This window comes from Lentibacillus salicampi (assembly GCF_004565465.1).
Classification (GTDB): Bacteria; Bacillota; Bacilli; order Bacillales; family Amphibacillaceae; genus Lentibacillus; species Lentibacillus salicampi.
On record NZ_SRHY01000001.1, the window covers coordinates 288,141 to 300,050 of the forward strand.

The 11,910-nt window shown below is 44.1% G+C and carries 12 protein-coding genes and 1 pseudogene; 9 read left to right on the forward strand and 4 right to left on the reverse strand.

All coding sequences use genetic code 11. From position 1 onward, the window contains the following. Nucleotides 1-50 precede the first annotated feature (50 nt). The 6 genes from E4U82_RS01420 to spoVM are packed head-to-tail and all read left to right on the forward strand — an operon-like array spanning nucleotide 51 to nucleotide 5,180. On the forward strand, nucleotides 51-806 hold the full coding sequence (locus E4U82_RS01420) for a Stp1/IreP family PP2C-type Ser/Thr phosphatase (protein WP_135108249.1): 756 nt from the start codon (nucleotides 51-53) through the stop codon (nucleotides 804-806). Further along, on the forward strand, nucleotides 806-2,839 hold the full coding sequence (pknB, locus tag E4U82_RS01425; protein ID WP_135108250.1) for a Stk1 family PASTA domain-containing Ser/Thr kinase: 2,034 nt from the start codon (nucleotides 806-808) through the stop codon (nucleotides 2,837-2,839). The genes E4U82_RS01420 and pknB overlap by 1 nt, the downstream gene beginning before the upstream one ends. After that, complete coding sequence (gene rsgA / locus E4U82_RS01430; RefSeq protein WP_135108251.1) at nucleotides 2,840-3,721, forward strand: ribosome small subunit-dependent GTPase A; 882 nt, start codon at nucleotides 2,840-2,842, stop codon at nucleotides 3,719-3,721. Between the two features lies 1 nt (nucleotide 3,722). Further along, a complete protein-coding gene (gene rpe / locus E4U82_RS01435; protein WP_135108252.1) occupies nucleotides 3,723-4,385 on the forward strand; it encodes a ribulose-phosphate 3-epimerase in 663 nt (220 codons plus the stop codon). Next, a complete protein-coding gene (locus tag E4U82_RS01440) occupies nucleotides 4,363-5,037 on the forward strand; it encodes a thiamine diphosphokinase (protein ID WP_280687201.1) in 675 nt (224 codons plus the stop codon). Before rpe ends, E4U82_RS01440 begins: the two co-directional genes overlap by 23 nt. A 59-nt stretch (nucleotides 5,038-5,096) precedes the next feature. After that, nucleotides 5,097-5,180 (forward strand): stage V sporulation protein SpoVM, encoded by an 84-nt coding sequence (gene spoVM / locus E4U82_RS01445; protein WP_135108429.1) that lies wholly within the window; start codon nucleotides 5,097-5,099, stop codon nucleotides 5,178-5,180. A gap of 378 nt (nucleotides 5,181-5,558) precedes the next feature. Here spoVM and rpmB read toward each other — a convergent pair whose 3' ends face one another. After that, a complete protein-coding gene (rpmB, locus tag E4U82_RS01450) occupies nucleotides 5,559-5,747 on the reverse strand; it encodes a 50S ribosomal protein L28 (RefSeq protein WP_010530496.1) in 189 nt (62 codons plus the stop codon). A gap of 222 nt (nucleotides 5,748-5,969) precedes the next feature. On the opposite strand from rpmB, the gene E4U82_RS01455 reads away from it, so the two are divergent. Continuing rightward, nucleotides 5,970-6,332 carry an Asp23/Gls24 family envelope stress response protein gene (locus E4U82_RS01455; protein WP_135108253.1) on the forward strand — a complete coding sequence of 121 codons (363 nt, stop codon included), beginning with the start codon at nucleotides 5,970-5,972 and terminating at the stop codon, nucleotides 6,330-6,332. A 60-nt stretch (nucleotides 6,333-6,392) separates the two neighbouring features. After that, nucleotides 6,393-8,051, forward strand: a complete 1,659-nt coding sequence (locus E4U82_RS01460) for a DAK2 domain-containing protein (protein ID WP_209300520.1) — start codon at nucleotides 6,393-6,395, stop codon at nucleotides 8,049-8,051. Between the two features lie 324 nt (nucleotides 8,052-8,375). Here the strand turns inward: E4U82_RS01460 and E4U82_RS01465 are convergent, their stop codons facing one another. The 3 genes and pseudogenes from E4U82_RS01465 to E4U82_RS01475 form a co-directional block, all read right to left on the reverse strand. Then, nucleotides 8,376-9,659, reverse strand: a complete 1,284-nt coding sequence (locus tag E4U82_RS01465) for an NCS2 family permease (RefSeq protein ID WP_245183482.1) — start codon at nucleotides 9,657-9,659, stop codon at nucleotides 8,376-8,378. Nucleotides 9,660-9,851: 192 nt separating this feature from the next. Beyond that, nucleotides 9,852-10,277: a site-specific integrase gene (locus E4U82_RS20580; RefSeq protein WP_135108255.1), complete on the reverse strand. Its 426-nt coding sequence runs from the start codon at nucleotides 10,275-10,277 to the stop codon at nucleotides 9,852-9,854. Between the two features lie 313 nt (nucleotides 10,278-10,590). Beyond that, nucleotides 10,591-11,087: pseudogene (locus E4U82_RS01475) on the reverse strand (IS1634 family transposase); the annotation flags it as partial. Between the two features lie 89 nt (nucleotides 11,088-11,176). On the opposite strand from E4U82_RS01475, the gene dapD reads away from it, so the two are divergent. Continuing rightward, entirely contained in the window at nucleotides 11,177-11,908 is a 732-nt protein-coding gene (gene dapD / locus E4U82_RS01480; RefSeq protein WP_135108257.1) for a 2,3,4,5-tetrahydropyridine-2,6-dicarboxylate N-acetyltransferase, read from the forward strand. The last annotated feature ends 2 nt before the right edge of the window (nucleotides 11,909-11,910 follow it).

Consider the following 11,910-nt stretch of genomic DNA (forward strand, 5'->3'; position numbering starts at 1 on the left):
CCAGCTGAACTGGATAAAAGTGGACTACCAGCTGTTGAGAGGTGAAAAAGGTGAAAGCACATTTTCAGACAGATCAGGGACAAATCAGAAGTCACAATGAGGACGCCGGGGGGGTTTTTTATAATCAGACAGGTCAGTTGCTGGCGGTGATTGCTGACGGTATGGGCGGCCACCAGGCTGGCGATGTAGCCAGCCAGATGGCAACCTCCATGATTCAGGTGAAGTGGGAGAATACTAAGGTTTTCCATTCTTCCGAAGAAAGTGAATCATGGTTAACCGAAATCCTTCAGGAGACAAACCGTACCCTGTTGGATCATGCCCAGAATAATGAAGCGTGCGCAGGAATGGGGACTACCGTGGTTGCTGTTATTTGTACAGACGAATTTTTTGCTGTTTCGCATGTTGGTGACAGTCGATGCTATAAGCTGGATGATGACGGGTTCAGACAAATAACGGAAGATCATTCATTGGTCAACGAACTTGTTCGCTCCGGGCAAATCAGCAAAGACGATGCTGAACAACATCCACGTAAAAATGTTTTGCTGAAAGCGCTTGGAACTGAAGCAGATATAGCTGCTGACAGCCAATCGATTGAATGGGAATCAGACAGTAAGCTTCTGCTATGTTCGGATGGATTGACCAATAAACTGACAGACGATGAACTTTCATCGTTTATTCATACAGACCGGGATCCGGAGTCAATCAGTAACAGGATGATTGAACTCGCTAATGACCGGGGCGGTGAGGATAATATATCCCTCATTATTGTCCATCATGATACAGTCATGGAAGAGGGTGAGGCATAATGCTGGACGGGCGTCTGCTGAATGAACGTTACAGGATAAAAGGATCGATTGGCGGCGGTGGCATGGCCGACGTTTACCTTGCAAGAGATACGATTCTGGACCGTGACGTGGCGATTAAGGTATTGCGTCTTGATTATGCCGACGATGAGGAATTCATTGCGCGGTTTGACCGTGAGGCACAATCAGCAGCAAGTTTGTCCCATCCGAACATTGTCAGCGTATATGATGTAGGAGAAGAAGACCGTATTTTATTCATGGCGATGGAATATGTGGATGGAATGACGCTTAAAGAATACATACAACGCTACGCACCACTTGATGTAGGCGTTGCGTTGGACATCATGAAACAGATCGCATCAGCTATCGCACACGCTCACGCAAACGATATCATACATCGGGATATTAAACCGCAAAATATTATGATTGATACATACGGTCAGGCGAAAGTGACTGATTTTGGGATTGCGATGGCATTGAGTTCAACGGCTTTGACCCAAACCAATTCAATCCTTGGTTCGGTCCATTATTTATCTCCTGAACAGGCACGCGGGGGTACGGCAACAAAAAAGTCGGATATTTATTCGCTGGGGATTGTTCTATTTGAATTATTGACAGGAAGACTGCCTTTTTCTGGTCAGTCACCTGTTTCAATTGCGTTAATGCATCTGCAAAGTGATACGCCATCTGTTAAACGGTACAACCCGGATATTCCGCAAAGTGTTGAAAACGTCGTGCTAAAGGCTACTGCTAAAGCCCCCTTTCACCGTTACGACTCAGTGTATGACATGGAAGATGGCCTCGAAACAGCACTTGATCCTGACAGGCTGGATGAAGAAAAATTTGTTCCGCCGGCGGAAGAGGGAGAAGAAACGAAAGCCATTCCCATCATAACTGACGATCAAACCGATGAAAATCCGAATGGGGATACGATTGTCAGTCAGCCGAATGAAAACGGTAATACCAAGGCACATACTGCTAAGGGTAAAGCTCAGGATGTAAAAAAGGGAAAAAAAGGAAAAAAAGGAAAAAAGAAAAAACCGGGCAGAAAAAAATGGCTGATCCTATCCGGTGTTTTATTAATATTATTAGCGGCAGGCATTGCGGCACTATTAATTCCTGGACTTTTCCAGCCCAAAGATGTTGATGTCCCTGATGTGAGCGGTCTGGAATATGAAGAAGCTTTGGCCGATTTACAAGAGTTGAATCTGGATACAGAACGTGAAGAAGCGTATTCAGATGAAGTCGATGAGGGTGTTGTTATCCAAACAGATCCGGAAGCTGGAAGTACTGTACAGGAAGAGGATACCGTTACAATCGTTGTCAGTCAGGGAAAAGAAGCAGTCGCATTCGAGGATTATACCGGTCAAAACTTTGATCAGGTTAAACGTATTCTTGAAAATAAAGGGTTTAAAGATATTACAGCTAACGATGCCTATTCAGGTGACTACAACACAGGTGAGGTTATGAATCATGTTTATCCTTCTCCGGGTACAGAAGTCATCCCGGACGAAGCTGAAGTGATTTTTGAAGTCAGTAAGGGACCTGAACCAATCAGTTTAAATAACTTGACAGGCATGGCGGAACAGGAAGCCATTAATTCTTTGGAAAATCAGGGCTTAAACGCTTCGATCAGCGAAGAGAACTCTGACAGCACACCTGAAGGCGAGGTGATTCGTCAGGAACCAGAAGCTGGTGCTGAAATGGCAGAAGGTGATACGGTTAATGTATATATTTCGACTGGTCCTGAGGAAAAGCCGCCGCTGAATCATGAAGAAACGTTCACGGTTTCTTACAATCCACCTCAGGAATCTGATGATAGTGATGAGCCGGTTGAACAAACGGTAAAAATTTATATCGGGGATAATAACCGTTCGATTTCAGAGGTCTATGATGAATATACCATAACCGAAGACAGGGAGTTTACAATCCCGCTGACGATAGCACCCGACAGTGTCGCGGATTACCGGGTTATCCGTGATGATGAAGTGGTCATTGATAAGTCGATTCCATATGAGAAAGTGGAAGGTGAATAAATGGCTGAAGGCAGAATTATGAAAGCAATAAGTGGATTTTATTACGTGAAATCCGATGATACTATTTTTCAATGCCGGGGAAGAGGTGTATTTCGCAAGCAAAAGATCACCCCGCTTGTCGGTGATTTTGTGGAATTTGATGCTGATAACCCTGAGGAAGGTTATGTTCTTTCCATCGAATCAAGACGGAATATGCTTGTGCGTCCTCCGGTAGCGAATGTTGATCAGGCTGTTATTGTCAGCTCAGCCGTTATGCCTGACTTTAATCCACTCTTACTGGACAGATTCCTTGTTCTAATTGAATCGAAGGACATCAAGCCGGTTATCTTTATGACAAAGAAGGATCTGCTGGCTGCACAAAACTTGGAAAAGATTACCGAATACCAAACGTTATATAAAGAAATCGGGTATTTAACTGAACTCGTTTCGTCTAAGGGGTTAGAAGATCCTGAGCATTTAAAAAGTTATTTTACTAATCATGTCTCTGTCATTGCCGGACAATCCGGTGTCGGCAAATCATCGTTATTAAATGCTGTCAATCCCACGCTCGAACTAAAAACGGATGACATATCTGAAAGTTTGGGGAGAGGAAAACATACAACAAGACATGTCGAGCTGGTTGAAGTGGGCGGCGGACTTGTAGCTGATACACCAGGGTTCAGTGCACTTGATTTCAGCGACATTGCAGCCGATGAATTAGGTGATTATTTCCCAGAGATAGCCGAACGTAAGGCAGATTGCAAATTTCGCGGCTGTCTTCACAACAAAGAGCCAAAGTGTGCGGTTAAACAGGCGGTCGAGGACAAGCAAATTGCCTCCAGCCGCTATGACCATTATCTGCGTTTTTTAAATGAAATCCATTCACGAAAGCCGAGGTATTAGTATGACAAAAATAGCACCTTCTGTTCTATCATCCGATTTTTCGCAGTTGGGTAGGGAAATCCAGGACGTCGACAGAGGTGGTGCGGACTATATTCACGTTGATGTGATGGATGGGCATTTTGTCCCAAATATCACGATAGGGCCACTGATTGTTGACGCCGTTAGGCCGCATACCGAGTTGCCATTGGATGTGCATTTAATGATTGAAAACCCTGATTCCTATATTCCAGCCTTTGCCGAGGCAGGTGCATCGATCATCTCGGTTCATCAGGAGGCTTGCCTGCATCTGCACCGAACGATACAGCTAATCAAGAACAGCGGAGCAAAAGCTGGGGTGGTCATAAACCCGGCTACACCTGTTGACATGATCCGGGAAAGTTTACACGATGTTGATCTTGTATTACTGATGACTGTTAATCCAGGGTTTGGCGGACAATCGTTTATCCCACAGGTCCTTCAAAAAATAGAGCAGGTTGCCTTGTTGAGAGAAAAACAACAATTACGATTTGAAATCGAAGTTGACGGCGGCGTCAATCGTGACACGGCAAAATTATGTGCGGATGCCGGGGCAGATGTACTGGTTGCTGGGAGCGCCGTTTTTAAACAAGGTGACCGTAAGCAGGCTATTCAGGAAATTGCCCTTGCTGCTGGAAGGACGGAGTAGTACCGTGTCATATGTTGCCATTATAGGAAACGGCCCACAGGAGTTGATGCCTGATCTCTCTGGATACGAAGCCATTATAGATGTGTGGATAGGTGCTGATCGAGGTTCCTTGACATTGGTGGAAAACAACATAACACTGGATTATGCTGTGGGTGACTTCGATTCCATGCGTGCAACAGAAAAAAATATCGTGCAGAGTCAGGCTGACGTATTCGAACAACACCCCTCTGAAAAGAATCAGACTGACCTGGAAATTGCACTGGAAAAGGCATATGCATTGAATCCGGAAAAAATTTATTTGTTCGGGGTGACTGGGGGACGCTTAGACCATTCATTAATCAATATTCAGCTACTTTATTCAATAATGGGAAGGGGTATCCAAGGGTTCATTGTGGATGGTCAAAATCAACTTACATTATCAGAACCCGGCAGGCATAAAATCTGCCATGATAAAAACTATTCGCACATCTCCTTTATTCCATATACCCGATATGTAACAGGCCTGACGCTGGAAGGATTTTATTATCCATTAGCTGAAGAAACGATTTCCTGGGGTTCAACACGCTGTATTTCAAACAAGCTTATTTCAGATTTTGGTACTTTTTCGTACAAAGAAGGCATACTATTAGTAATAAAGAGTCGTGATGTTTAGTCAATGCGATGTCATTTTCTTTGAAAGCTTTGTTTGTAAACAGAGGAGGCGGAGAACTCATGAAATTTTATACTATTAAGCTCCCGAGGTTTATCGGCGGATTTGTCAGAGTTGTTGCAGGCGTTTTTAAAAAAGATAAGTGATCATGTCAATTCGCTTTTGTCATATTTTTGGCAGAAGCTTATTTTTTGGCAGTTAGGAAGCATAGATGGACATTTCTTCTGATGCCAACATAGCCCAATAAAAAAAGTTTGTTCACCCCCGAAAAGCTTAAGCAAGAATTTGTAGCGGGTTTTGCCACGTAAAATGATTGCTTAAGACCTCAAGGGGGGAGGCGCTGGCCGGCTAAGTTCGGCACGTCCTGTGCCAACGCCGGCACTAGTACGTCCTGTACGTCGAAGCTGGACATGGCTATTGCTGGCAAAGAGCTAAATATAGCCGAAAATTTTGTGAATTCTTGTCTTTAAAAAAAGCATCCAGTCTTAGGGATGCTTTTTAGTCATGCACTTCATTTGTATTCATTAAACGCGTTGTACTTTGCCTGATTTTAAGGCACGGGCAGATACATAAACACGTTTTGGTTTCCCGTCTACCATAATACGAACTTTCTGTACATTCGCTTTCCAGTTGCGTTTATTTGCATTCATAGCGTGGGAACGATTATTTCCGCTGCGGGTTTGTCGTCCGGTCACGGTACATTTTCTGGCCATTGCAATCCCTCCTGTAGATACTAGTGTCCTATAATTACTTATCCAATTTATCATAATTGACTCTGTTATGCAATTGCCGCTGAATAACATAAAGAAAAACTGCTTGACAGAACGGTATTAATCATCCATTGTAATAAGAGGCGATAGCGCATTAAATGCTTTTAATCATCGTATGCTTATAGTAAAATATCCTTATAGTGCGTGTTCAAAAGGAGGATCATGATGTCCATAGAATTGAATACAAACGATGGTCAGGTAACGATCACGAACGATGTGATGTCTGCAATTGCCGGTGGTGCGGCTGTTGAATGCTATGGAATTGTCGGGATGGCATCGAAGAGTCAAATCAGGGATGGTATTGCTGAGATTCTCAGGAAAGAAAACTTCTCAAAAGGTGTTATTGTCAGGCAAGAGGACACCCACCTCCATATTGATATGTATATTATTGTCAGTTATGGTACGAAAATTTCAGAGGTTGCGCATAATGTCCAATCACAGGTGAAATATACGTTGAGTAAGTCATTAGGTCTGGAGATTGATTCAGTGAATATTTATATTCAGGGTGTCCGGGTCGCAAAAGATTAACCACAGCACCCCCAGGCTACGTGCTTTTGGCTTATTGTTGTTATGAGGGAGGAAAGTATTGTGACATCAGAAACGTTAAATGGTGCGACCTTCACGCAAATGGTATTGGCGGGGGCGCACCATCTGAAAAACAATGCGGAAAAAATAGATACATTAAATGTTTTCCCTGTTCCGGACGGGGACACCGGTACGAATATGAATTTATCGATTACTTCCGGAGCTGATGAAGTCAAGAAATTAAACAGTGGTAATATATCAGAGGTTGCCACCGCTTTTTCCAAAGGATTGCTGATGGGAGCACGCGGGAATTCCGGTGTTATTTTATCCCAGCTTTTCCGTGGATTTGCAAAAGGGATCGATCAGAAACAGTCACTTTCAGCAGAAGACTTTGCCAATGCGTTTGACAATGGCGTTAATACAGCTTACAAAGCGGTCATGAAACCAGTGGAAGGAACGATTTTAACGGTTGCCAAAGATGCCGCAGAGACAGCAGTCATTGAATCAGAAACCGAAAAGGATGTAACCGCTTTAATGGAGAAAATCGTTAAAGAAGCAAAGGCGTCATTGAAACGAACGCCGGAGCTCTTGCCTGTCCTGAAAGAAGTGGGTGTTGTTGATTCGGGTGGACAGGGCCTTGTGACGATCTATGAAGGTTTTCTGGCGGCACTGAAAGGTGAAGAAGTGCCTGAACCGGATACCGACGATATTGAGATGGACGCAATGGTCAATGCTGAACACCATAAAATTGCTCAGGATTTCATGGATACTTCTGAAATTGAGTATGGCTATTGTACGGAATTCATGGTCAGATTTGAATCGGACAAGCTTAAGAAACATCCATTTGATGAAGAAGCTTTTCGTCAGGAACTGAGCGAGCATGGTGATTCACTGCTGGTTGTTGCAGATGACGAATTGGTCAAAGTGCATGTCCATGCGGAATACCCAGGTGAAGTGATGACCCTTGGGCAGCGTTTTGGTGCGCTGACAAACATGAAAATTGAAAACATGCGTGATCAGCACACGGCCATTGTCGGTGAAAATAGAACTATTCCACAGGAGAAAACGGACTATGCGATTGTAACCGTAGGAATGGGTTCGGGTGTAAAAGAATTATTTCAAAGTCTTGGGGCAGCAGTTGTCATTGAAGGCGGCCAGACGATGAATCCAAGCACTCAGGATATCACCGGCGCTATTCAGGAAGCGAATGCAAACAATGTCCTGATTTTGCCGAACAACAAAAACATCGTCATGGCGGCAGAACAGGCAGCAAAAATGGCTGAGGTGAATGCGGCGGTTGTACCGACGAAGACGATTCCACAAGGAATAAGTGCGATGCTCGCTTTCCATCCGGAAGCAGCCATTGATGAGAACCGGCAATCGATGGAAGCGGCCGGCAAAGAAGTGAAAACCGGACAGGTTACATATGCCATCAGGGATACGACAATTGATGGTATGACAATTGAAAAAGATCATTTTATGGGACTGGCCGATGGGTCGATCAAAGCTTCCAATCAGGATAAACTCGAAACAGTTAAGTCATTGCTCGCTGAAATGATCACCGACGATGATGAAATCCTGACGATTCTTCAGGGTGAAGATGCCAGTGATGAGGATGTCAACATCATTGAGCAATATGTTGACGAAACATATGAGGATATTGAAGTGGAAGTTCACAAAGGCAACCAGCCGATTTATGCGTTTATTTTTTCAGTGGAATAGAAATAAAAAAGAGGCTGGAACAAAATATCCTTAAGTTGGTGCATATAACCCGCTCCGGAAATATACTTCGCGCACCTTAGGGCGACTGGTGAGCCTCCTCGTGCTGGCGGGGGTGCTCGTCGTGTTGCAAGTAATTTCCATGAAGCAGCACTCCTCGCAACTCGCAGCATACTCGGTGGAAGTAACGCTCGTCACTGCGGGGTCTCACCTATGCCTATCCTCCCGCTGGGGTCTCCGTATATTTCCTCCGCTAAAGCGGTTTAATGTTCCTCTTTATAGTTATGTTTAATAAAAAATGGCCTCCCTAGCATAAGGAGGCCATTTTTAAATGCCGATTATTTTCATGATAAAATAAAACAGGAACAAGGCAGAAGTCGTCAGCAATATTCCGGATAGTTCTTTCTGTTTGCCCATAGCTGCTTTCACAACCGGGTAAGCGATAAATCCGAATGCCATACCATCAGCAATGCTGTACGTGAACGGAATCATGGCAGCAATCAGAAAGGCAGGAAGCGCTTCTGACAGATCATCCAGGGGCACATTCCGGAGATTTTGTGCCATCAGGACGCCAACAATAATTAATATGGGGCTGATCGCCGCATTTGGAATCATGGAAATCCACGGTATAAGCAGCAGCGTTGCCAAAAATAACAGGCCCGCTGTTACAGCAGCTTTTCCCGTTTTCCCGGAGGAGGTAATGACAGCCGCATTTTCTGCTGCTGATACGGTTGGCGATGTTCCGAAAAACGCACTCAAGAGTGACGAAAAGGCTGTCGTCCTGTAAGCCTGATTATAGCTGTTTTGCCGTTTCAGCATATGAAGTTGACCGTGCAGGAGTCCCATATTTTCAAAAATAAGAATAATCGTCAGCGGAAAAACAGCCAGCCAAAATTCCGGATCATTCACTGCTGAAAACGAAGGGATGAACAACATATCGTTCATACTGATTTGAATTGAACGTTTTGTTGTCTCAAGCACGCCAAACATGTAAGCAAGAATCGTTCCGACAATCATCGTCACAAGGAAATTGGCCCGGATATTTTTCATGAATAAAAATATCGCAATAAATAATGTCAGCAGGCTGACTATAAACTCAGGTGATGTGAAGTCACCGATCGCTATAATTGTTTGCTCTCCGCTCGTGACCAGACCGCTTTTTTCCAGGCCAATCAAAATAAGGAAAAAGCCGAGTCCAACTGTAATCGCGTGTTTTAACGATTCAGGGATGGCCGCTTTTAGCACACTCCCAAGTTTTGTGAGCGCTGTTACCATAAACAGGACAGAAGCAACGAGAACAACTGCCAGACCTTCCTGAAATGAAAGCCCCGTGCCTTCAACAATGGAGTAGGCAAACAAGGCGTTAATCCCCATTCCCGGAATCAGGATTAATGGCAGCTTTGCGTACAGACCCATGAGAATGGTTCCGGCAAAACTGGCAAGGATGGTAGCCGTCATCCCGCTTTCCAGCGAAACACCGGCCTCACTGAGTATCGACCCATTGACCACCACAATATAGACAGTCGTCAGATAGCCGATTAATCCGGCAGTCATTTCAGTAAGCCATGTTTTTCTCTTGTTTTGTAACGTCCTGCTGTCTTGATAGGACATGTGAAGTCACCGTTATTCGATTGTCCCTCTCCCGCCCGATCGTACATTTTTCTGCTATACAATCCACAAGTGAATATTATAGAGGTATGATATTAAGAAGTCAATCATATCAGTGTTTATGAGGGCTTTAGAAGTTAAAAATTAGCCGTTTGCCACCGTCCTGCCATCGTAATTAGTTTTTCGATGGCACGTCTAATTGTTCATGATATCTACGGTTTTATCACTTATTTTTTCGGTTAGATGTGAATAAGTATCTAATGTAAGACTGGTTTTCTTATACCCTAACCGTTTCTGTATATCTTTAATGGGCGCACCCTGCTCTAATAACAAAGTAGCATGGGTGTGCCGCAACCCATGGAAGTGTAAATCCGTACCAATTTGCTTATTCATTTTATTTAAATAATATTTAACATGTGTCGGGCTGGGAAAATACCCGTTTTCTTTTGTGCAGAGGAAATCACTGTCAAAATAAAACTCACCGTATTTTAGCTTGTTTTGTTTCTGCCATGTCTTATGGCGTTTTAGTATACTAATGAGTGTATCCCCTATTTTAATATCGCGATACGACGACGCTGTTTTAGGGGTTCCAATATCCCATCTGCCATTATGGTCTATCATCGTACTGTCAATTGTAATAGTACCTTCCTCCTAATCTACACAGCGCCACTTTAAAGCACAGACTTCCCCGAGCCTTGCGCCGGTATTCAATCCGATGTGAAAAGGCAAACCTCATTTAAATAGCTTATAATCTGTTTAATGGACTGCATGTCCAGTATCTTCAAATCATCCCGTGTGGACTTTCTCTGTTCCTGTCTGGGGAGTTGGACATATTGAATCGGATTATCTCTCAATAACTGGTACGGAAATACAGCTGCTTTAATGTTCGTTGCATTACAGCGCGTATTAATCAATGTCCGGTGTTTGTATCATGCGCGCTATCGCAATTCCAATCAAGATCAAACCGACCGTTTCTTTTTTCATACACTGACACATTAAGAATACGGTTACATTGTTATCCTTGTATAATTCGTTCGATTTCCTGGTCAAGTGGTTCTCTTTTTCGTTTGCGAGCTCGTGGATTGTTCAATTTATCCTTGAGTTCCTGCAATTGCTGTTTTTTTTGCTCAACGCTTGATACAGTCCGTGAATCTGACCCGCACGTAATCGTTCACTAACATATAGAACCAGAGATTTTTCTTTGCCCCACACCTCCTTTTTTGCGAGATAACAAGATACTTTCTTTTCCCCAACGTCAAGCTGTGTATAATCCGAAATGGGGATGTTTAACAAATCCTCATGATACGCTGGCGACAACGATGCCACATAAGGAACTTCGGAGGCATCCATTTCTGCAAAGTTCTTTTTTGTATTGCTCCCTTTGTCAAAGACGACAGTAAATTCCTCAACAGCCAGCTGTAATTCGGTCAATGGTAGCGGTCGGTTCATTCCATGGACCTCACCGCCAATTTTTGGTACGATGAATGAAGCAAGAAAACGAATGGGAAGGATGAAAAACAATAAAAATGATGGATGCAGAAGAAATTATCTCTTTTATACAAAACAGTGAAAAATCGACGCCGGTAAAGGTACATATAAAAGGGGACCTGGATGGAATCGATTTCGGCGAAAATACAAAGGCGTTCATTACCGGAAACACGGGGGTGCTTTTCGGGGAGTGGAAGGAAATTAAATCGGCGATTGAAGCAAACAAAGATAAAATAAAGGACTATGTGGTAGAAAACGACCGTCGCAACTCGGCGATCCCGCTGCTTGATCTAAAAGATGTGCCCGCGCGAATCGAACCGGGGGCGATTATTCGCGATCAAGTGGAAATCGGTAAAAACTGTGTCATTATGATGGGGGCTTCTATTAACATCGGTTCTGTCATCGGCGAAGGAACGATGATCGACATGAACGTGGTTCTTGGCGGGCGAGCAACAGTTGGAAGAAACTGTCATATAGGAGCGGGCTCGGTGTTGGCCGGTGTTGTAGAACCACCTTCCGCCAAACCAGTCATTGTGGAGGATGAAGTCGTTGTCGGTGCCAATGCTGTGATTTTGGAAAGAGTTACCGTCGGAAAAGGTGCGGTCGTGGCTGCCGGTGCAGTGGTAACAGAAGATGTACCGGAAAATGCGGTCGTTGCGGGCGCCCCTGCACGCATGATCAAGCGAATGGATGAACAAACCCGTGGCAAGACGGAGATCAAGCGGGAACTTCGGCAGTTGAAAGAAGATGAAAGGAGAGACTAACT